Source organism: Cnuibacter sp. UC19_7, from assembly GCF_042699995.1.
Lineage (GTDB): Bacteria > Actinomycetota > Actinomycetes > Actinomycetales > Microbacteriaceae > Cnuibacter.
Genome location: NZ_CP170560.1, coordinates 3915205 through 3936630 on the forward strand (window position 1 = coordinate 3915205; position 21426 = coordinate 3936630).

Sequence of the window (21426 nt, forward strand, 5' to 3'; positions counted from 1 at the left end):
GGCGGCCGGTCACCTGGGACCGCCCGCTCTGCCTCGGCGTGTCGGCGATGTGACGCCGGGTGTCGACCCGCTTGGCGTCCAGGCCGAACCGTGTTTGGCTTGCTGGGTGGGTTGTGTCCGACGACCCCTCGGACGATAGGGCCGACATGATCGAGTTCCGCTCGGTGACCAAGACGTACCCCGATGGCACTCAGGCAGTGGCGTCGTTCGACCTCGTGATCCCGCCCCGCAAGACCACCGTGCTGGTGGGATCGTCGGGCTGCGGCAAGACCACGCTGCTGCGGATGATCAACCGCATGATCGACCCGACCTCGGGCAGCATCCTCATCGACGGCGAGGACACCTCCTCTCTCGAACCGGTGCGGCTGCGCCGGCGCATCGGGTACGTCATGCAGAACTCCGGTCTGCTCCCGCACCGCAAGGTCGTCGACAACGTCGCCACGGTGCCGGTCCTGAACGGCGTCCCGAAGGCCGAGGCGCGAGCGCGCGCGCTCGAGCTGCTCGACACCGTGGGCCTGGACCGCTCGCTCGCCTCGAAGTACCCGCGCCAGCTCTCGGGCGGCCAGCAGCAGCGTGTGGGCGTGGCCCGTGGGCTCGCTGCCGACCCGAACATCCTCCTCATGGACGAGCCGTTCGGCGCCGTCGACCCGATCGTCCGCACCGAGCTGCAGGACGAGACCATCCGGCTCCAGCGGGAGCTGGGAAAGACCGTCGTCTTCGTGACCCACGACATCGACGAGGCCTTCCGGTTGGGTGACCAGATCGTGATCCTCCAGCGCGGCGGCCACATCGCGCAGAAGGGCTCGCCTAAGGAGATCCTCGCCGCCCCCGCCGACGACTTCGTCGCCGAGTTCGTCGGCGCCGACCGCGGCAAGCGGGCGCTGCACATCGAGTCGGTCGACGGCCGAGAGGTGGTGGTGACCGGGGACGGCACGCCGGCAGGAGTGCTCCAGCGGTGAACTGGGTCTTCTCCAACGTCGAGCTCATCCTGAGCCTCACGGTCACGCACGCCTACCTCAGCGCGATCCCGATCGTGCTGAGCTTCGTGCTGTCGGTGCCGCTGGGGTGGCTGGCCAACCGCTTCCGCCTCACGAGAGGGGTCCTCCTCACCGTGGGCGGGCTGCTCTACACGATCCCCTCGCTGCCGCTGTTCATCTTCCTGCCCGCGCTGACCGGCACGCAGATCACCGATCCGATCAACGTCGAGATCGGCCTGACGATCTACGGCGTCGCGCTCCTGCTGCGCACCACCGCCGACGGGCTCCGCGGCATCGACCCCGACATCCTGCAGTCGGCGAGCGCCATGGGGTACTCGGGCGTGCAGCGCTTCTTCCGGGTGGAGTTCCCGCTGTCCGGTCCCGTGCTGCTCTCCGGCCTGCGCGTCGTCTCGGTGAGCACCGTCAGCCTCCTCACGATCGGCTCCGCGGTCGGCGTCACGAGCCTGGGCTACCTCTTCATCAACGGCTTCCAGCGCAACATCCCGGCCGAGGTGCTCACCGGCATCGTCATGGTGGTGGTCATCGCGTTGATCTTCGACGGCATCCTCGTGCTGCTCGGTCGCCTCCTCATGCCGTGGACACGCCGCGACCGCGTCGCCCAGGCGCGCTCGCGTGGCGAGGCGACGGCACTGACCGCGGGAGGGGCGAGCGCATGAGCCTCTTCGGCGACGCGATCGCGTGGCTCCTCGACGCCGCGAACTGGCAGGGCCCGCAGGGGATCGGCGCGCGACTGCTCGAGCAGCTGGCGTACACGTTCGGCGCGGTGCTGATCGCGCTCATCATCGCGCTTCCGCTCGGCGTGGTCATCGGTCACACCGGCAAGGGGCGCGACGTGGCGGTCGCGGTGTCCGGCGGCCTGCGTTCGCTGCCGAGCCTGGGTCTCCTCATCCTGATCGCGCTCGGGCTCGGCATCGGGTTCCGCGCGCCGCTCATCACGTTCGTCATCCTCGCCATCCCGCCGGTGCTGGCGGGGACGTACGCCGGCATCGAGGCCGTCGATCGCAAGACCGTGGATGCGGCGCGGGCGATGGGCATGACCGAGTGGCAGATCATCACCAAGGTCGAGCTGCCGCTCGGGCTGCCGCTGCTCATCGGGGGGATCCGATCGGGCGTACTGCAGGTGGTCGCCACGGCGACGCTCGCGGCGTACGTCACGGGCGGGGCGCTCGGGTCGTTCATCTACCTCGGCTACTCGACCCGCAACTACACGATCATGCTCGGCGCCTCGATCCTCGTGACGCTGCTGGCGATCGTGCTCGAGCTGCTCCTCGCCCTGACCCAGCGGCTCGTCGTGCCCAGGGGCGTTGTCGCCGGTACAGCGGAGAATGTCCGGGAGAGGCCGACCAGGCTTCGCCCGGTGATGGGAACCCCCATCCGAGAAGGGAAATGAATCACATGTTCACAGCAAGGAAGAAGGGCCGGCTCGCCGTCATCGGCGCGGTCGCGGTCAGCGCAGCAGTGGCGCTGGCAGGGTGTTCGTCGAGCAGCAGTCCGCTCGACGCCGGGTCGACGTCCGGCGCGTCGACCCCCAGCTCCGACACGATCGTGATCGGCTCGCAGGCGTACTACTCGAACGAGATCATCGCCGAGATCTACGCGCAGGCCCTCGAGGCCCAGGGCGTCTCGGTGCAGCGTCAGTTCAATATCGGCCAGCGCGAGGCGTACATCCCGTCCCTGGAGGACGGCAGCGTCACGCTGTTCCCCGAGTACACGGGCAACCTGCTCCAGTACTTCGACTCGAGCGCCACCGCCACCTCGCCCGACGACGTCTTCACCGCTCTGCAGGGCGCCCTGCCGAAGGGCCTCGAGGCCCTCGACTACGCCGAGGCGACCGACCAGGACTCCTACAACGTCACGAAGGAATGGTCCGAGCAGAACGGCGTCACCAGCCTGGAGGACCTCTCGAAGGTCACCACGCCGCTCACCGTGGGCGCCAACTCCGAGTTCCAGACCCGGCCCTACGGCCCCGATGGGCTGAAGAGCGCCTACGGCGTCACCGTGACGGTCACCCCGATCGAGGACTCGGGCGGCCCGCTGACGGTGAAGGCCCTGAAGGACGGCCAGGTCCAGCTGGCCGACATCTACAGCGCCGACCCGAACATCGCCACCAACGACCTGGTGACCCTGAAGGACCCGAAGGGTCTCATCCTGGCTCAGAACGTCGTGCCGATCATCAACTCGGCCGCCGCGACCGACCAGGTCAAGGAGATCATCAACAAGGTCAGCGCCGCGCTCACCGTCGACGACCTCATCGCCCTCAACTCCAAGAGCGTCAACGATCAGGAGTCGACCGACAAGATCGCGTCCGACTGGCTGACCGAGAAGGGGCTCAAGTAGCCGCGGTACCGCTCCCGGAATCGTCGACGCCCCGTCGTCCTGCCGCCCCATCCTCGGCGGCAGACGACGGGGCGTCGTCGTCCGCCTCCGACATGTGCCGGCGCTCGGCGCGCTGGATGAGCTTCTTCACCACGACGACCAGCACCGCGAAGAGCACGATCACGCCGACGAACGCGTAGCCGGCCCAGTGCAGCTCGCTCGACAGCTCCCGGTAGCCGCCCGCGGCGAACGTGCCCACGCTCACGTAGGCGAGGGCCCAGATGATGCACGCCGGCACCGTCCAGGCCATGAAGCGGCGGTAGCGCATCCCGCTCATGCCCACGGTGAGGGGGATGAGCGAGTGGAGCACGGGGATGAAGCGCGAGAGGAAGATCGCCAGCCCGCCCCGACGCGCGAGGTAGGTCTCGGCGCGCACCCAGTTCTTCTCGCCGATGCGTCTGCCCACCCGGCTCGCCCGGATCCGCGGGCCGACCCAGCGGCCGAGGAAGAAGCCGAACGACTCTCCGCACAGGGCGCCGATGATCACGACCACGACCATCGACGTGTATTCAAGCGGGTTCGAGACGGCCGTGCTCGCGACGAGGACCACAGTGTCGCCCGGAACGATCAGGCCGATGAGGATGCTGGTCTCGAGCGCGATGGCGATTCCCGCGAAAAGCACCCTGAACAGGGGATCTATGCTCGAGACGAAGTCGAGCAGTGTGCTCAGCAGCTCGTTCATGGCTGTATTCCACAGGGCATTCGCCCACGGTACCGTGCACAACAGAGGAAACGCTGAATCGGTTCGGAGCTTGTATACAAGGCGGGTAGACTCGATCCGAATCGGAGGTCACACCCGTGAACGACCTGCTGGACCCGCTGCTCCTCTCGCGATGGCAGTTCGGTCTGACGACCATCTACCACTTCCTCTTCGTGCCGCTGACGATCGGCCTGGCCACGACGGTCGCGATCTTCCAGACGGCGTGGGTGCGCACCGCCAAGGCGCACTACCTGCAGCTCACGCGCTTCTTCGGGTCCCTGTTCCTCATCAACTTCGCGATGGGTGTGGTGACCGGCATCGTGCAGGAGTTCCAGTTCGGCATGAACTGGAGCGACTACTCACGGTTCGTCGGCGACGTCTTCGGCGCTCCGCTCGCGCTCGAGGGCCTGCTCGCGTTCTTCCTCGAGGCCACCTTCATCGGGTTGTGGATCTTCGGCTGGAACAGGCTGCCGCAGAAGCTGCACCTCGTCACGATCTGGGTCACGGCGGTCGGCTCGATCCTCTCGGCGTACTTCATCATCGCGGCCAACGCGTTCATGCAGAACCCGGTCGGGTACACGATCAACGCCGACAAGGGCCGGGCCGAGCTCGCCGACATCGGGGCGGTCCTGACGAACAAGGTGGCGCTCGCCGCGTTCCCGCACACGATCTTCGCCGCGTTCATGGTGACCGCGGGTCTCATCATCGCGGCGGCGGCGTGGCATCTGGCCCGCAACCAGCACCTCGAGTCGATGCGTCCGGCGCTGAAGTTCGGGCTGTGGATGATGGTGATCGCGGGGGCGCTCACCGTGCTGAGCGGCGACCAGCTGGGGCTTGCCATGGTCGAGACGCAGCCGATGAAGATGGCGGCGGCGGAGGCGCTGTACACCACCTCGACCGGTGCGGATGCGTCGTTCTCGATCTTCACGTTGGGCACACCCGACGGCGTGCACGAGCTGTTCTCCATCCGCATCCCGTATCTGCTGAGCTTCCTCTCGACGCACACGCTCGACGGCACCGTCGAGGGCATCAACGACCTGCAGGCGCAGTACACGCAGCTCTACGGCCCCGGCGACTACACCCCGACCATCTGGGTCACGTACTGGGCGTTCCGCTGGATGATCGGGCTCGGCATGCTCCACGTGCTGGTCGCGGTCGTCGGCCTCTGGCTCACCCGCAAGGGCCGCATGCCGAAGAACCGCTGGGTGTGGCGCGCCGCGGTCTGGAGCTTCCCGCTGTCGCTCCTGGCCATGGTCGTGGGCTGGGTGTTCACCGAGATGGGCCGGCAGCCGTGGATCGTGTTCAGTCTCCTGAAGACCGAGGACGCCGTGTCGCCGGGAGTGACCGGGCTCGACGTGCTGATCTCGCTGGTCGCCTTCACGCTGATCTACGGGACGCTCGCGGTGGTGGAGTTCCGGCTCATCGTCCGCGCCATCCGCAAGGGTCCGCCCGAGCCGCCTGAGAAGGACGAGGCCACGGGCGAGGTCACGCACCACGCGACGGTCTACTAGGAGCTGATCATGGACCTCCCCACCCTCTGGTTCTTCATCGTCGGGTTCTTCTTCGTCGGGTACTTCGTGCTCGACGGCTTCGACTTCGGCGTCGGCATGTCGTTGCCCTTCCTCGGCAAGGACGACACCGACCGGCGCGTGCTCATCAACACGATCGGCCCGGTCTGGGATCTCAACGAGACCTGGGTGATCGTGGCGGGCGCCGCGATGTTCGCCGCGTTCCCCGAGTGGTACGCGACCCTGTTCTCGGGCTTCTACCTGCCGCTGCTGCTCATCCTCCTGGCGCTGATCGCCCGAGGGGTGTCGTTCGAGTACCGCCACCAGCGGCCCGAGGCGAGCTGGAAGCGCCGGTTCGACCTCATGATCACGGTCGGCTCGGCCGTGCCCGCGTTCCTCTGGGGTGTCGCCTTCGCGAACATCGTCCAGGGCGTGCCGCTCGATGCGCACCACGACTTCACCGGGTCGCTGCTCACCCTGCTGAACCCCTACGGCCTCCTCGGCGGGCTCACGACTCTGCTGCTGTTCTTCACCCACGGCGTGGTGTTCGTCGCGTTGAAGACCGACGGGGAGATCCGCGGGCGTGCTCGTCGGCTCGCCACCCGGGCGGGAGTCGTCACGATCGTCGTCGCGGCGGCGTTCCTGGTCTGGACCTCGGCCGCCTACGGCACCCCGGCGGGCATCGCCCTCGCGGGAGCGGCAGCCGTCGCGCTCGTGCTGGCCGTGCTGTCGAACGCGGCGGGCCGGGAGGGCTGGGCGTTCGGGCTCATGGCGGCGACCATCGCCTTCGCCGTGCTCAGCCTCTTCCTGTCGCTCTTCCCGAACGTGATGCCGGCCTCGAACGATCCGGCGAACTCGCTCACCATCGCCAACGCGTCGTCGTCGGAGTACACGCTGTCGATCATGAGCTGGGTCGCACTGGTGTTCCTGCCGCTGATCCTGGGGTACCAGGCGTGGACGTACTGGATCTTCCGCAAGCGCGTCACACGGGCTCACATCGGCGAGCCGAAGACGGCCGACGAGGCGGGCGCTCAGCCCGAGGGCGCACACTAGGACGATGCGTCCCGTCGATCCCCGGCTGCTGCGCTACGCCGTCGCAGCCAGGACGTTCTTCGCCCTCGGCGGCCTCGCCGGGTTCCTGCAGACCCTCGCGATCGCCGCCTTCGCCTGGTCTGCGAGCAGCCTCGTGGTGCGGGCGATCGGCGGCGCGTCCCTCGCCGACCTCGGGCCGCTGATCGGCGCGCTCGCGGCGTCGATCGCCGTCCGTTTCCTCGCCACCTGGTGGGCCGACGCGAACGCCGCTCAGGCGGCGGCGCGGGTGAAGAGCGAGTTGCGCCGATCCGTCGTGGCGAAGATCAGCGCCCTCGGGCCGGCCTGGCTCGCGCGCCGCAGCAGCGCCTCCGTCTCGACGACCGTGGGCCCGGGGCTCGACGCGCTCGACGGGTACTTCTCTCGCTACCTGCCCCAGCTCATCCTCACGGCCGTCGCCACGCCGCTTCTGCTGGCCGTGGTGTGGTGGGAGGACTGGCTGAGCGGACTCATCGTCACCATCACCCTGCCCATCATCCCGGTGTTCATGGTGCTCATCGGGTGGGCGACACAGTCGATGCAGGCCCGGCAGTGGGAGCGGTTGACCCGTCTCTCGAGCGCGTTCCTCGACGTCGTCGGGGGTCTCTCCACCCTCATCCTGTACGGCCGTCAGCATCGGCAGGCGCAGCGCATCCGCTCGGTCAGCGACGAGTCCCGGGTGCAGACGATGAAGGTGCTGCGGCTGTCGTTCCTCTCCGGGTTCGCGCTCGAGCTCGCCGCGAGCCTATCGGTCGCCCTCGTCGCGGTCTCGATCGGCATCCGGCTCATCGACGGCGACCTGGGGCTCGGGGTGGGGCTGTTCGTGCTCCTGCTCGCCCCGGAGGTCTTCCTGCCGCTGCGGAGCGTGGGCACGCAGTTCCACGCGGCCGCCGACGGCGTGGCCGCGGCCGACGACGTGTTCGCGATCCTCGACGCGCCCGTCGCCGAAGCGTCGGCGTCGGCCGGGGCACCGGTACCGCGGGGGTCGTCGGTGGTGCTCGAGCGGGTGCGCGTGATGCGCGAGGGCGCGGCCCTCGGCGCCGTCGACGCCGTGTTGCCGGCGGGCCGGGTGACCGCGATCGCCGGCCCCAGCGGCAGCGGAAAGTCATCGCTGCTCGCCGCGCTCGTCGGATTCGCTCCGCACGACGGCCGGATCCTGGTGGCCGGTCGCGACGCGACCCACGATGCGCCGCCGCGGCCGTGGATCAGCTGGTCGGGCCAGCGGGCCGACCTGGTGGAGGGCGATCTGCTCGCCAACGTCGCCCTGGGCGACGACGACCCCGACGTCGCGCTCGCCCGCCGTTGTCTCGACGAGGCCGGGGCTCCCGAGCTCGAGCTGACGAGATCGGCGGATGCGGAGGGCCGCGGGCTCTCGGGCGGCCAGTCCCAGCGTGTGGCGGTCGCCCGGGCGGCGTACCGCGCCCGCCGCCTCGACTGCGCCGTGGTCGCCCTCGACGAGCCCACGTCAGCCCTCGACGCCGTGGCCGAGGATGCGGTCGTGCGGCTGGCCCGCGCGCTCGCCGAGGAGGGCCGCGCCGTCGTCGTGGTGAGCCACCGGGAGGCCGTGCTCGCCTCGGCAGACTCCATCGTCGCGATCCGCCCCGAGCCGGCCGCCGAGGTCGCGGGCAGCGCCGCCGAGGTCACGGGCAGCGCCGCGGACGAGAGCGTGGAGGTGGTCTGAGTGCAGCGATCCGACGTCCTCCGCCTCGCCATGCCCCGCGGTGGCCGCGCGGTCCCCGGCATCCTGCTGGGGCTGCTGAGCGCGCTCTGCGCCGTCGCCCTGCTCGCGACGTCCGCCTACCTCATCACGCGCGCCGCCGAGCAGCCGCCCATCCTCTACCTGTCCGCCGCCATGGTGGGGGTGAGGGCCTTCGCCCTCGGGCGGGCGTTCTTCCGCTACACCGAGCGGCTCGCGAGCCACGACGCGGCCTTCCGCGCCATGCCCGAGCTGCGGGTGGGGCTCTACGAGCGCCTCGTCCCGCGCTCGCCCGACGGACTCGGCTCGACGCGCCGCGGCGACCTGCTGTCTCGGCTCGTCTCCGACGTCGACGACCAGCAGGACCTCCCGCTCCGCGTGGTGCAGCCGATCCTGGTCTCCGGTCTCACGGCCATGGCGAGCGTCGTCCTCGTGTGGATCCTGCTGCCTGCGGCGGGCCTGACCCTGCTCGCCTGCCTCGTCGTGGCCGCCGTGGTCGGCACCGCCGTCGACTCCGCGGTCGCGCGGGGCGTCCAGCGCGGCGTGGCGGTGCTCCGCGGGGAGCACCTGGCCCGCCTCGGCCAGTACCTGCGCTCTCTCGACACGCTGATCGCCTACGGGGCGGCGCCGGCCGCCGAGCGGCGCCTCGACGAGGCCGACCGCGCCCTCACCGCCGCGGTCCGGCGCCGGGTGGCGGGCGCGAGCATCGCCTCGGCCCTCACCACCCTGCTCGCCGGAGCGGCGACGCTGCTCGCCGTGCTGGTGGGGGTCCCCTCGCTCGGCAGCGGCGGCTTCGACGGGCCCGCGCTCGCGGTGGTGGTGCTGGTGCCGCTCGCCGTGTTCGAGGTGTTCGGCATGATCCCGCTCGCGCTCGGCTCGTGGCGCCGGGTCTCGGCGTCGGCGCAGCGGATCGCGCAGGTCGTGCCGGACGAGATCCCCGCCGAGATCCCCGCTCAGCAGGCGCCGACGACGGCCGCGGCCCTGCCGGAGGGGCGGGGCATCCGCCTCCGCGGTGTGTCGGCGCGGTGGCCGGGCGCGGCGGAGCCGGCGGTCTCGGGCGTCGACCTCGACGTCGAAGCGGGGGAGTGCGTGCTGGTCACCGGATCGAGCGGAGCGGGCAAGACGACGCTCGCCCACGTGCTCGTGCGATTCCTTGAGCACGGCGGACGGTACGAGATCGACGGGGTCGACGTGCGCGACCTCGCCCCGGACGATGTGCGACGGGTCATCGGGCTCTGCGAGCAGTCGCCGCACCTCTTCGACGACGACATCCGCCAGAACCTGCTCTTCGCCCGTGAGGACAGCGACGACGCCGAGCTGCTCGCCGTGCTCGACCGGGTGGGTCTGGGGGCGTGGGCGGCCGAGCGGGGCGGTCTGGATGCGCGGGTCGGCGAACGCGGCTCGCTCGTCTCCGGGGGCCAGGCGCAGCGGATCGCGCTCGCCCGCGCGATGCTCGCCGATCGGCCCGTCCTCGTGCTCGACGAACCCACCGCGGGGGTCGACGCCGACCGTGCGGACGCTCTCGTCGCCGACCTCGTCGGTGCCGCGCGCGCATCCGGCCGGGCCGTGGTGCTCATCTCGCACGCTCCCGTCGATCCCGCCCTCGTCGACCGTGCCCTCCACCTTTAGTACTGTTGACGAGGTGCGTCTTCGAGCGCACCGTCCTCCCGCGGCACCCCCAGACCCTCCGGCCTCTTTCTCGTGCCGCACGCGCCTGCAATGAAGTGAGAACCACGTGGTCATCGACAACAGCCCCGTCAGCGAGGGCGGCAAGGCCGCCGAGGAGTCCGAGCGCTGGGATCCGGCGAGCCTCCAGGCCAAGTGGATGCCCGTGTGGGAGGACCTGAAGCCCTTCCGCACCGACATCCCGGGCGACACCCGCCCGCGCAAGTACGTGCTCGACATGTTCCCGTACCCCTCCGGCGACCTCCACATGGGGCACGCCGAGGCGTACGCCCTCGGCGACGTCATCGCCCGGTACTGGCGCCAGCAGGGCTTCAACGTGCTGCACCCCGTCGGGTGGGACTCGTTCGGCCTGCCGGCCGAGAACGCCGCGATCAAGCGCGGCCTCGACCCGCGGCAGTGGACGTACGACAACATCGACCAGCAGCACCAGAGCTTCAAGAAGTACGCCAGCTCGTTCGACTGGAGCCGGGTGCTCCACACGTCCGACCCCGAGTACTACAAGTGGAACCAGTGGCTGTTCCTCAAGATGTACGAGAAGGGCCTGGCCTACCGGAAGGCGAGCTGGGTCAACTGGGACCCGGTGGACCAGACCGTGCTCGCGAACGAGCAGGTGCTGCCCGACGGCACCTCGGAGCGCTCCGGCGCGATGGTGGTGAAGAAGAAGCTCACGCAGTGGTACTTCCGCATCACCGACTACGCCGACCGTCTGCTCGACGACCTGAAGCAGCTCGAGGGCACCTGGCCGTCGAAGGTCATCGCCATGCAGCGCAACTGGATCGGCCGGTCCGTCGGCGCCGACGTCGACTTCGCCATCGAGGGTCGCGACGAGCCGGTCACGGTCTTCACCACGCGACCCGACACGCTCTACGGCGTGACCTTCATGGTCGTCGCGCCCGATTCCGATCTCGCGATCGAGCTGGCCGCCGGTTCGACCCCCGAGGTGCAGGAGCGCTTCCAGAAGTATCTCGCCGAGGTGCAGAAGACGTCCGAGACCGAGCGTCAGAGCACCGACGGACCGAAGACGGGCATGCCGCTCGAACGCTGGGCCGTGAACCCGGTGACGAAGGAGCGCATCCCGATCTGGGCCGCCGACTACGTGCTGGCCGACTACGGTCACGGCGCGGTCATGGCGGTTCCCGCGCACGACCAGCGCGACCTCGACTTCGCCCGGGCGTTCGACCTGCCCGTGCGTGTGGTGGTCGACACGAACCAGCCCGTCACCGGTGTCATCCCGGTGATCGACCTCGACAACCTCGACGACTTGCCGCCGCTCGACCCGAAGTCCACGGGCACCGCGCTGACCGGCGAGGGGCGCCTCATCAACTCGGGCCCGCTCGACGGCCTGTCGAAGTCGAACGCCATCCGCCGCATCATCGAGCTGCTCGAGCAGGCGGGCACGGGGCGTCCGGCCAAGAACTACCGCCTGCGCGACTGGCTCATCTCGCGTCAGCGCTACTGGGGCACGCCCATCCCGATCATCCACGGAGAGGACGGCTCCGAGCATCCGGTGCCGGAGGATCAGCTGCCCGTCGTGCTGCCGCCCACCGAGGGACTGAACCTCACGCCGAAGGGCTCGTCGCCGCTCGGCGCCGCCGAGGACTGGGTGAACGTGCCGAACCCGGTCGACGGGAGCCCGGCCCGCCGCGACCCCGACACGATGGACACGTTCGTCGACAGCTCGTGGTACTTCCTCCGCTTCCTCTCGCCGAACGACGACACGCAGCCGTTCGACCCGAAGGAGGTCGAGAAGTGGGCGCCCGTCGATCAGTACGTCGGCGGCGTGACCCACGCGATCCTCCACCTGCTCTACGCCCGCTTCATCACGAAGGTGCTGTTCGACCTCGGCTACGTGCCCTTCACCGAGCCCTTCAGCGCCCTGCTGAACCAGGGCATGGTGCTCATGGACGGCTCGGCGATGTCGAAGTCGAAGGGCAACCTCGTGCGGTTGTCCGACCAGCTCGACGAGCACGGCGTCGACGCCGTGCGCCTCACGATGGCCTTCGCCGGGCCCCCGGAGGACGACATCGACTGGGCCGACGTGTCGCCCTCGGGTTCGGCGAAGTTCCTGGCGAGGGCCTGGCGCCTCTCGGGCGAGGTCACGAGCGCGCCCGAGGTCAACTGGCGCGACGGCGATCGCGCACTGCGCAAGGTCACCCATCGCTTCCTGGCCGAGGCGCCCGGGCTCATCGAGGCGTTCAAGTTCAACGTCGTGGTCGCCCGCCTCATGGAACTGACGAACACGGTCCGCAAGGCCGTCGACTCCGGCCCCGGTGCCGGTGACCCCGCCGTCCGCGAGGCCGTCGAGACGATCGCGCTGGGGCTCAGCCTGTTCGCGCCGTACACCGCCGAGGACATGTGGCAGCGGCTCGGCTACGAGCCCGCGATCGCAAACTACGGATGGCGCAAGGCCGACCCGTCGCTCCTCACGGAGGACGCCGTCACGGCGGTCATCCAGGTCGACGGCAAGGTGCGCGACCGCGTCGAGGTGTCGCCGAAGATCGGCAGCGCCGAGCTCGAGGCGCTCGCCCGCACGCTCCCCGGAGTGGTGCGGACGGTCGGCGACCGCGAGATCGTGACGGTGGTCTGCCGTCCGCCGCGTCTAGTCAACATCGTCACCAAGCCGGTCGGCTGAGGTGCGACCGGCTCAGGCTCCGCGCGGGGCCAGTCCTTCGGCGTCGAGCTCGTCCCAGAGGGCGGGCGGGATGTCGACGGCGGCGCGCTCGGTCGTCGACCGCACCTGGCTCGCGACGCGAGCACCGGCGACGACGCTGACCACCGCGGGGAACCGGAGCGGGTACTGCACCGCCGCGGCGGGCAGCGGCACGCCGTGGCGGGCGCAGACCTCGGCGATGCGCCTGGCCCGCTCGACCATGGCGGGCGGCGCCTCGGCGTAGTCGAAGTGCGCGTTCGCGGGCACGACGTCGCGGCTGAGGAGCCCCGAGTTGTAGGGCGCCGCGGCGACCACGCCGACGCCGCGCTCCACGGCGAGCGGCAGCAGCTCCTCGGTCGCGCTCTGGTCGAGCAGAGTCAGCCGTCCGGCGGCCATGACGACGTCGACGTCGGTGCGCCGCACGAACTCGGCGAGCATCGCCGCCTGGTTCATCCCGGCGCCGATCGCGCGGACGACGCCCTGGTCGCGCAGCTCGACGAGCGCGTCGACCCCCGTCGTCGACGCCGCCTCCCAGTGCTCGTCGGGGTCGTGGAGGTACACGATGTCGAGGTAGTCGGTGCCGAGCCGGGCCAGGCTCGTCTCGACGGATCGCAGGATGCCCGAGCGGCCGAAGTCCCGGACACGCCGTACGGTGGCCGGCACCGCGAACCCCTCGTCGTCCTGCCTGCCGGCCGTCTCCGGACTGTCGACGAGGAGCCTGCCGACCTTGCTGGAGACTGCGACCGCGCTCCGGGTGCCGGTGCGCTGCAGGATGTCGCCCAGGCGGCGCTCGGAGAGCCCCAGACCGTAGTGCGGGGCCGTGTCGACGTAGCGGATGCCGGCCTCGAGCGCCGCGGTGTACGCATCGGCGGACGCCTCGTCGGTGGTCTCACGGAACAGGTTGCCGAACTGGGCCGTGCCGAGCCCGATCTCGGTGAGTTCGACGCCGGTGCGGAGGCGCCTGGTCCTCACACCGATACCCCGGCGCCCGCCGCCTCGAGCGACCGCTCCTCGGCGCGCGCCCTCGTCCAGTAGCCGCCGTCGGGGAAGGAGAACTCCGCGATCGACTCCTCGTGCATCTCGGCGGAGTAACCCGGCAGGGAGGGCAGGACGTAGTTGCCGTCGACCACGATGCAGGGGTCGGTGAAGTGCTCGTGGAGGTGGTCGACGTACTCGGTCACCCGCCCATCCAGCGATCCGGAGACGGCGACGAAGTCGAAGATCGAGAGGTGCTGCACGAGCTCGCAGAGGCCCACCCCACCGGCGTGCGGGCAGACCGGGACGTCGAACTTCTTCGCCATGAGGTACACGGCGAGGATCTCGTTGATGCTCGCCAGCCGGGCGGAGTCGAGCTGGCAGAAGTCGATGGCCTCGGCCTGGAACATCTGCTTGAACAGCACCCGGTTCATCCCGTGCTCACCGGTGGCGACCCCGATCGGCGCGACCGCCCTGCGCACGGCGGCGTGGCCGAGCACGTCGTCGGGGCTGGTGGGCTCCTCGATCCAGAGCGGCTTGAACTCGGCGAGGCGGCCCACCCACTCGATGGCCTGGGGCACATCCCAGACCTGGTTGGCGTCGATCATGAGGTGGGCGTCCCACCCGATGACCTCGCGCGCGATGCCGCAGCGGCGGATGTCGTCCTCGAGGTCCGCTCCGACCTTCAGCTTGAGGTGCCGGTAGCCCTCGTCGATCGACTCCTGGAGCAGCCGCCGCAGCTTGTCGTCGCTGTAGCCCAGCCAGCCGGCGCTCGTCGTGTAGCAGGGGTAGCCGCCGCGCCGCTCCAGCTCGGCGATGCGGTCACCGCGGGTGGGCGCCATGTCGGTGAGGATCTGGAGCGCCTCCTCACGGGTGAGCGCGTCGGAGAGGTAGCGGAGATCGGCGACGTCGACCAGCTCCTCCGGGGTCATGTCGGCGAGCAGACGCCAGAGCGGCGTGTCCGCCCGCCGGGCCGCCATGTCCCAGACGGCATTCATCACCGCGGCCATGGCGAGGTGCTCCACGCCCTTCTCCGGACCGAGCCAGCGCAGCTGCGAGTCGGCGGCGAGCTCTCGGTAGGTGCCCCCGAGATCGCCCACGATCTCCTCGACGTCGCGGCCGATCAGGGGCAGCGCCCGCTGTCGCGACATCTCGGTGACGACATCGTTGCCGCGCCCGATCGTGAAGGTGAACCCGTAGCCGCGGAGGTCGCCGTCGGTCTTCAGGACGACGTAGGCCGCCGAGTAGTCCCCGTCCTTGTTCATGGCGTCGGAGCCGTCGAGGCTGAGGGAGGTGGGGAAGCGGACGTCGAACACGTCGACCCCGGTGATTCGAGTCATCTGCAGAGAACCGTTCAGTCGTGGATCCGCATGCCACCCGGCTTCTCCGCGCGGCACCGGGGTCAGGCTAGCTCGCAGAGCGGCCGGTGGTCAAACGTTTGATCAGACAACGGCATCAGCTCGGAACGCCGAGGCGCGGCGGAGAGTTCTGTCGTCAGTGGGCTGCAGGCGCCGTCGACTCCCGGGGGATCAGCTCGGGCGGCGGGTCGCTGACGACGACCCGGGGCACGCTGCCGCCGCGGATGCGCTCGTACAGAGCTGCCATCGCGGCACGCCCGAGCTCGTAACGGGGCATCCTCACCGTGGTGAGCGGCGGCCAGGTGCTGTCCGCGGTCCACGCGTCGTGAATGGCGACGACCGATACGTCGTCCGGAACGATGAGGCCCCGGCTGCGGAGTTCGAGCAGCACGCCGAAGCCCGCGTTGATGTTCGCCGCCACGATCGCCGAGGGTCTCGCGCGCTGCTCCAGGATCCGCCCGACCGCCGTGCGGCCCGCCGTGAGCTCATAGCCGAGGTCGGTGACGAGGGCCTCGTCCACCGGCAACCGGGCATCGGCCATGGCCTCTCTGAAGCCCGCGACCCGTCGCCGCCCGGTGACCGAGGACGGCAGACCGCCGACGAAGGCGATCCGCTCGTGCCCGAGGTCGACGAGGTGGCGTGTCGCGACGGCCGCGCCCAGCTCGTCCTGCAGGTCGACGAAGCCGGCGTCGTCGGGATGATTGGAGTTGACGTAGACGACCGGCAGACCCTCGTCGATCTGCTCGCGGAGCTCGGCGGGAGGCGTGGCGTCTCCGGCCTGGACGAGCGCCCCGTCGATCCTGCCCTCACCGAGCAGGCGCGGGAGGGCGTACCCCTCGAGCTCGCTCTCGGCGCGCGCGAGCAGGACCATGTACCCGCGGTCATGGCCCTCGTCCTGGACACCGCGCAGAAGATCGCTGACGATCGCGTTCGGCAGGTCGGGCACGACGAGCGCGATGACGTTCGTGCGCGCGAGCTTCAGGGCACGCGCCGCGTGGTTCGGCCGGTAGTCGAGCTCCCGGGCCGCATCGCGGATGCGCTGGCGCGTGGCGTCGCTGACCCGGGCGCCGGCGGCGCCGGTGAGCACGCGGGAGACGGCGGAGACGGACACCCCCGCCCGAGAGGCCACGTCGCTGAGGGTCGCCATGCGGATCAGTCTAGGGAGACGGGCCCGCCCCGTCGCTGCGGGCCGCGGAACGGCGGGGACTCCGAGCACCGAGATCTCACAGCCGCGGCGAGCGGTCGGGTTCTCCACAGATCCGGTTCTGGACGACCCTCAACGGAGGGCTCGACCTACCGTGGGCGCCATGTCCGATCTCGTCCCCGATCCCACGCCGCCCGCCGACCTCCCCGAGACACGTCCGCGCACGCTGCGGATCGGCGTCGGCGCCGCCATCGTGCTCGTGGTCGTCGCGCTGGTGGTCGCCGTCGTCGTGAGCGCGGCGAGCCCCGTCGGCTCCGCCGGCGTGGTGGCGCCCTCGGCGTCTCCGGGTCGACCGTCGCCCGCGGCCACGGGAAGCGCGTCAGATCCTGGGGATGCCGAGGTCTCGCCAGACGGCGGCGAGGCCCTGCTGGTCCACGTCCTCGGCGCCGTCGCGGTGCCGGGTCTCTACCGGGTGGTCGCTGGGGCGCGCGTGGTCGATGCGGTCGCGGCGGCGGGCGGCTTCGCGGCGGACGCCGATCGCGCGAGCGTCAACCTCGCCCGGCCGCTCGCCGACGGCGAACAGCTGCGTGTGCTCGCCCAGGGTGAGGCGCCCCCGCCCGACGCGGGCGGGGGTTCCGGGGCCGACGGGGGCGGCACGGCCGGCCCGATCGATCTCAACCGAGCCACTCTGGCTCAACTCGACGAGCTCCCGCGCATCGGTCCCGCCACCGCGCAGCGGATCATCGACTACCGCGAGACGAACGGCCCCTTCGCCTCCGTCGACGACCTGCTCGAGGTGCCTGGCATCGGCGACAAGACGCTCGGGGGCATCCGCGACCTCGTCAGGGTGTGAGGACGAGTGCGTCTCGTGCCGGCCGCTGGGTGCGCATGGAGCGCGGCAGCGGCGACCGCCCTGTGGCCCGGGTGCGCGCTGCCGCTCGGCATCGTGCTCTGGTGCGTCGTCCTCGTCCTCCTGGCGCTCGCGCTGCTTCTCCGTCGCACCACACGGGGCGGTCTCTGGGGAGCGCTCGCCGTCGCGGTGGCCGCCGCCGCGCTGGTCGTCGGGGTGGTCCTCGCGGCCGCCCCGCTGCGGCACCCGCCCGCCCTGGAGGGCGCGCGCCACGGTCTCGCGACGGTCGAGATCACCTCCTTCGTGGCGGCGCGGGAGAGCGCCGCACTCCGGGGATCGGGGGAGCATGACGAGGACGACCGCGCGTCCGTCGCCGTGCGGTTCTCGGCCACGCTGGAGTCGTTCGAGCGCGGAGGCGACGTCGTCGACGCGGCCATGCCGGTGACCGTGCTGGCCGAGGTCGACGATTCGCGAGCGCATCCGCTCGGAGAACGGCTCCGGTTCGACTCCACCCTCGTGGGCGATCCCTCTGCAGCACGAGCGCCGCTCCTCATCGCCGAGGGGCCGCCGGAGGTCCTGTCCCCACCACCCTGGTGGCTCGGGTGGGCCGACGCGGTGCGCCGCGCCTTCCGCGACGTCGCCGACGGCCTGCCCGGCGACGGGGGCGACCTCCTCACCGGCCTGGTCGTCGGCGACGACAGCGAGCTGCCGCACGATCTCGAGCAGGCGATGCTCGACACGGGGCTCACCCACCTCACGGCCGTCTCCGGGGCGAACTGCGCCATCGTCGTCGGAGCGGGCGTCGCGGTCGCGGCCGCCGCGGGTGCAGGGCTCCGGTCGCGTCTGGTCATCGGCGGTGCACTGCTCGTGACGTTCGTCGTGCTCGTGACACCGCAGCCGAGCGTGCTCCGAGCCGCGGCGATGGCGGCCGTCGTGCTGGTCTCCACCGCCCTCGGGAGATCGCGCCAGGGCCCTGCCGCCCTCGCGCTGGCCGTCGTGGTCCTCCTCGTGGCCGAGCCGGCGCTCGCGGTGAGCGCCGGCTTCGCCCTCTCCGTGGCGGCGACGGCCGGACTCCTCCTCGTGGCGGCGCCCGCGGCGGCTCTCCTCGCCCGCGTCATGCCCCGGTGGCTCGCGGCGGTGATCGCCGTCCCCATAGCGGCGCAGGTCGCCTGCCAGCCGATCCTCTTCCTCCTCGAACCGAGCATCGCGCTCTACGCCGTCCCGGCGAACCTGCTCGCCGAGCCGGCGGCCGCCTTCACGACCATCACCGGGTCGGTGCTCTGCGTGCTCGCGCCGCTCTGTCCGCCTCTCGCGGGCATCGCCGGCTGGATCCCGTGGGTCGGCTCGTCGTGGATCGCCGCTGTGGCCCGCACGCTCTCGTCCCTGCCCGGCGCGGTGATCCAGCCGGAGGGCGCTCCCCTGGTCGTCGCACCGCTGGTGGCGCTGTGCTGCGCCGCCGTCGGAGCGGGCATCGTCGTCCTCGCCCGGCGGCCTCGGCTGGGGGTCGGGCTGCTCGCGGGTTCCCTGGTCGTCGTGCTGGCGGCCGTGGCGATCGGGGTGGGCCGGACGGTCGCCCGATCCGTCTCGATCCCCGGCGACTGGCTCGTGGCGGCATGCGACATCGGCCAGGGCGACGCCCTCGTCCTGCGAAGCGCCGGCCATGTCGCGCTCATCGACGCGGGGCCCGATCCCGCCCTGCTCGAGGCGTGTCTGGAGCGTCTGAGCGTCTCGCGGCTCGACCTCGTCGTGCTCACCCACTACGACCACGACCATGTCGGCGGCGCCTCCGCCGTCGTCGGGAGAGCGGGAGACGTCCTCGTGGGGCCCGACCCCAGCGGCAGAGGAGCTCGCCTCCGCGACGCGCTGACCGCCGGCGGGGCGCGGATCCTTCCCGCCGCGCGAGGGCACCATGGTGTGCTCGGCGACCTGCGGTGGGACGTGCTCTGGCCGCGCGGGGGATCGCGCGACGAGGGCAACGACGCGAGTGTCACCCTCCTCGTCACCGGCGCGCTCCGGATGCTGTTCCTCGGCGACCTGAGCGAGTCGGCTCAGGTCCGGCTCCGTTCGGCCGGGCCGCTCCCGGCCGTCGACGTCGTGAAGGTGTCGCACCACGGGTCCGCCGACCAGAGCGAGGCGCTCTACCGCGAGGTCCACGCGACGGTCGGCCTGATCTCGGTCGGGGCGGGGAACGACTACGGACATCCGACCGAGAGACTGCTCGGCATCCTCGAGAGCGTCGGGACGGCGGCGCTCCGCACCGACCTCGGCGGGCTCCTGCTGGTCGCCGGGACGCCGGGGAGGATCACGATGTGGTCGGAGCGCGCACCGCCGGAGGCGGGTCGCGTCGGCCCGCGAGGGTGGTCGGATGTCGCGGGTAGGCTTCACGAGGGCGTCCGAGCGGGCGCCGGGCGGCGATGAGGAGAGCACCATGGCGACGAGCCGGTCACGCACCGCGCCTGCGCGCGGGGGCTCGACCAAGGCCCCGAAGGCGGCCATCCCGCAGTTGAGCTGGAGCGAGGTCCGTCCGGCGCCCGTCGTGCTGGTCACCGGGCCCGAGGGCTTCCTCGCCGACCGTGCGGGGCGCATCCTGCGCGACCTCCTGCGCGCCGAGGATCCGAGCCTCGAGGTGAACGACATCGACGCGGCGTCGTACGCCCCGGGCGAGCTGCTCACGCTGGCCAGTCCTTCGCTCTTCCAGGAGCCCCGGCTCATCCGCGTGTCCGCGGCCGAGAAGGCCTCCGACGCGTTCCTCGTGGAGGCGCTCGACTACCTCGCCTCGCCGGCCGACGACACGTACGTCGTCATCCGGCACGCGGGTGGTGTGCGGGGCAAGAAGCTCCTCGAGGGCATCCGCGCCGCCTCGGGCACCGCGATCGAGATCGTCTGCGCCGAGCTGAAGAAAGACACCGAGCGCTACGAGTTCGCCGTCGCGGAGTTCAAGGCCGCGGGCAAGCGCGTCACACCGGGAGCGGTGCGGGCGCTCGTCTCCGCCTTCACCGACGACCTGGCCGAGCTCTCGAGCGCCTGCGCCCAGCTCATCGCCGACGCCAGCGACGAGATCACCGAGGCGACCGTCGAGCGCTACTACGCCGGTCGGGTCGAGACGAACGCGTTCTCCGTCGCAGATGCCGCGATCGCCGGCCGCTACGGCGAGGCGATGGCGCTGCTGAGGCACGCGCTCGCCTCCGGGGCCGATCCTGTGCCGATCGTCGCCGCGTTCGCGATGAAGATCCGCACGATGGCGAAGGTCGCCGGAACCCGGGGCGGCTCAGGCCAACTGGCGGGTCAGCTGGGGCTCGCGCCCTGGCAGATCGACCGCGCTCGGCGCGACCTCTCCGGCTGGACCAGCGAGGGCCTCGGCCGCGTGATCCAGGCCCTGGCCGCCGCCGACGAGAACGTCAAGGGCGCCTCGCGCGACCCGGTCTACGCACTCGAGACGGTCGTCGCCACGATCGCCGCCCGCGGCGCCCGTCCCTGATCGCGCCCGGCGTCGAGACACGAGGTCGGGCCGCCCTCGCAGGCCGGGGCCGCCCTCACGGGGCGACGAGGGTGCCCTGGTGGAACACGAGCACCGGTCCGTCGGTCCGCCAGAGCGACGAGTGGCGGCTCTCCACCCCGTCACCTCGGATGACGTAGGTCACGAGCACCAGGTTGTCCGCCACGCGATGGAAGAGCCAGTCCGACGTCGCCGGGGTGGGCCGCTCGGGTTCGTCGGCGAGCGAGTCGACGATCTCCGTCCCGGTCCACCGCCGCCCGGAACGCCCGATCTCGACGAAGTCGTCGGCGAGCAGCGCCGCCACCCGGTCGGGGTCGCGGCGCGTCCCCGACGTCAGGAGCGAGAGCTCCGCATCCTTGATCGCGGTGAACGCGTCCGCATCCGGCTCCCACATGCCTCGACCGTAGCGCTCGGCCTCGAGAGCACGAAGCCCGGGCCGTTAAACGCGAGGAGCCCCGCCGAGGCGGGGCTCCTTCACGCGAGGTCGGCTCAGAGAGCGGAGACCTGCTTGGCGATGGCCGACTTGCGGTTCGACGCCTGGTTCTTGTGGATGACGCCCTTGCTCACGGCCTTGTCGAGCTTCTTGGCAGCCACGGCGTACGACGCCTCGGCCTTCGCCTTGTCGCCGGCGGTGACCGCGGCCTTGGTGGTGCGGATGGCGGTCTTGAGCTCGCTCTTGACGGCCTTGTTGCGCTCCTGCGCCTTCTTGTTGGTACCGATGCGCTTGATCTGCGACTTGATGTTTGCCACGGGGAATAACCTCTTGTGTCTTCTTCGGATGGATGCGGTGCGGCCGTTCGAGGCGCGTCGCGCGTCGCGCGGCCGCTGTTCGCATCCTTCGAAAACCTGCGGATGCGTAAGCCAACAGACAACATTACCAGGTCGTCGGGGGCGGGACAATCGGACGGAGTAGCGTGGACG

At 71.0% G+C, this 21426-nt stretch carries 18 protein-coding genes; 12 read left to right on the plus strand and 6 right to left on the minus strand.

The annotated features are described in order from the left end of the window. Positions 1 to 146 precede the first annotated feature (146 nt). The 4 genes from ACFJGV_RS18820 to ACFJGV_RS18835 are packed head-to-tail and all read left to right on the plus strand — an operon-like array spanning position 147 to position 3335. Positions 147 to 959: an ABC transporter ATP-binding protein gene (locus ACFJGV_RS18820; RefSeq protein WP_378145763.1), complete on the plus strand. Its 813-nt coding sequence runs from the start codon at positions 147 to 149 to the stop codon at positions 957 to 959. Continuing rightward, positions 956 to 1654: an ABC transporter permease gene (locus tag ACFJGV_RS18825; protein WP_378145765.1), complete on the plus strand. Its 699-nt coding sequence runs from the start codon at positions 956 to 958 to the stop codon at positions 1652 to 1654. The genes ACFJGV_RS18820 and ACFJGV_RS18825 overlap by 4 nt, the downstream gene beginning before the upstream one ends. Continuing rightward, positions 1651 to 2388 carry an ABC transporter permease gene (locus tag ACFJGV_RS18830; RefSeq protein WP_378145767.1) on the plus strand — a complete coding sequence of 246 codons (738 nt, stop codon included), beginning with the start codon at positions 1651 to 1653 and terminating at the stop codon, positions 2386 to 2388. Before ACFJGV_RS18825 ends, ACFJGV_RS18830 begins: the two co-directional genes overlap by 4 nt. A 5-nt stretch (positions 2389 to 2393) precedes the next feature. Further along, positions 2394 to 3335 (plus strand): ABC transporter substrate-binding protein, encoded by a 942-nt coding sequence (locus ACFJGV_RS18835; protein ID WP_378145769.1) that lies wholly within the window; start codon positions 2394 to 2396, stop codon positions 3333 to 3335. Here ACFJGV_RS18835 and ACFJGV_RS18840 read toward each other — a convergent pair. Beyond that, a complete protein-coding gene (locus tag ACFJGV_RS18840) occupies positions 3328 to 4056 on the minus strand; it encodes a DedA family protein (protein ID WP_378145771.1) in 729 nt (242 codons plus the stop codon). The genes ACFJGV_RS18835 and ACFJGV_RS18840 overlap by 8 nt on opposite strands. A gap of 116 nt (positions 4057 to 4172) precedes the next feature. Here ACFJGV_RS18840 and ACFJGV_RS18845 point away from each other — a divergent pair, with 116 nt between their 5' ends. The 5 genes from ACFJGV_RS18845 to leuS all read left to right on the plus strand — a co-directional run bounded on the left by ACFJGV_RS18845 (position 4173) and on the right by leuS (position 12664). Next, positions 4173 to 5585, plus strand: coding sequence for a cytochrome ubiquinol oxidase subunit I (locus ACFJGV_RS18845; RefSeq protein ID WP_378145773.1), 1413 nt, complete (start codon positions 4173 to 4175; stop codon positions 5583 to 5585). Between the two features lie 9 nt (positions 5586 to 5594). Further along, a complete protein-coding gene (gene cydB / locus ACFJGV_RS18850; protein ID WP_378145774.1) occupies positions 5595 to 6635 on the plus strand; it encodes a cytochrome d ubiquinol oxidase subunit II in 1041 nt (346 codons plus the stop codon). A gap of 4 nt (positions 6636 to 6639) precedes the next feature. Then, complete coding sequence (cydD, locus tag ACFJGV_RS18855) at positions 6640 to 8331, plus strand: thiol reductant ABC exporter subunit CydD (protein WP_378145775.1); 1692 nt, start codon at positions 6640 to 6642, stop codon at positions 8329 to 8331. Then, positions 8332 to 9975, plus strand: a complete 1644-nt coding sequence (gene cydC, locus ACFJGV_RS18860; RefSeq protein WP_378145777.1) for a thiol reductant ABC exporter subunit CydC — start codon at positions 8332 to 8334, stop codon at positions 9973 to 9975. Positions 9976 to 10081: 106 nt separating this feature from the next. Further along, positions 10082 to 12664 (plus strand): leucine--tRNA ligase, encoded by a 2583-nt coding sequence (gene leuS, locus ACFJGV_RS18865; protein ID WP_378145778.1) that lies wholly within the window; start codon positions 10082 to 10084, stop codon positions 12662 to 12664. A gap of 12 nt (positions 12665 to 12676) precedes the next feature. On the opposite strand, the gene ACFJGV_RS18870 is transcribed toward leuS, so the two are convergent. The 3 genes from ACFJGV_RS18870 to ACFJGV_RS18880 form a co-directional block, all read right to left on the minus strand. Further along, positions 12677 to 13654, minus strand: a complete 978-nt coding sequence (locus ACFJGV_RS18870) for an aldo/keto reductase (protein ID WP_378145780.1) — start codon at positions 13652 to 13654, stop codon at positions 12677 to 12679. Further along, the gene (locus ACFJGV_RS18875) at positions 13651 to 14997 is read right to left on the minus strand and encodes an L-fuconate dehydratase (protein WP_378145781.1); all 1347 of its coding nucleotides are present in this window, start codon (positions 14995 to 14997) and stop codon (positions 13651 to 13653) included. Before ACFJGV_RS18875 ends, ACFJGV_RS18870 begins: the two co-directional genes overlap by 4 nt. Positions 14998 to 15151: 154 nt before the next feature. Then, complete coding sequence (locus ACFJGV_RS18880) at positions 15152 to 16162, minus strand: LacI family DNA-binding transcriptional regulator (RefSeq protein WP_378145782.1); 1011 nt, start codon at positions 16160 to 16162, stop codon at positions 15152 to 15154. Positions 16163 to 16322: 160 nt separating this feature from the next. Between ACFJGV_RS18880 and ACFJGV_RS18885 the strand changes: the two genes are divergently transcribed. Genes ACFJGV_RS18885 through holA form a run of 3 tightly spaced genes read left to right on the plus strand, consistent with a single transcriptional unit; the run spans position 16323 to position 20487 of the window. Next, a complete protein-coding gene (locus tag ACFJGV_RS18885) occupies positions 16323 to 17012 on the plus strand; it encodes a ComEA family DNA-binding protein (RefSeq protein WP_378145783.1) in 690 nt (229 codons plus the stop codon). 15 nt (positions 17013 to 17027) lie between these two features. After that, positions 17028 to 19427 carry a ComEC/Rec2 family competence protein gene (locus ACFJGV_RS18890; RefSeq protein ID WP_378145784.1) on the plus strand — a complete coding sequence of 800 codons (2400 nt, stop codon included), beginning with the start codon at positions 17028 to 17030 and terminating at the stop codon, positions 19425 to 19427. 10 nt (positions 19428 to 19437) lie between these two features. Then, positions 19438 to 20487, plus strand: a complete 1050-nt coding sequence (holA, locus tag ACFJGV_RS18895; protein WP_378145785.1) for a DNA polymerase III subunit delta — start codon at positions 19438 to 19440, stop codon at positions 20485 to 20487. A 55-nt stretch (positions 20488 to 20542) separates the two neighbouring features. Here holA and ACFJGV_RS18900 read toward each other — a convergent pair whose 3' ends face one another. Both ACFJGV_RS18900 and rpsT read right to left on the minus strand, forming a co-directional pair. Next, positions 20543 to 20899, minus strand: a complete 357-nt coding sequence (locus tag ACFJGV_RS18900) for a DUF4440 domain-containing protein (protein ID WP_378145787.1) — start codon at positions 20897 to 20899, stop codon at positions 20543 to 20545. Between the two features lie 95 nt (positions 20900 to 20994). Next, entirely contained in the window at positions 20995 to 21255 is a 261-nt protein-coding gene (rpsT, locus tag ACFJGV_RS18905; protein WP_378145789.1) for a 30S ribosomal protein S20, read from the minus strand. Positions 21256 to 21426 lie beyond the last annotated feature (171 nt).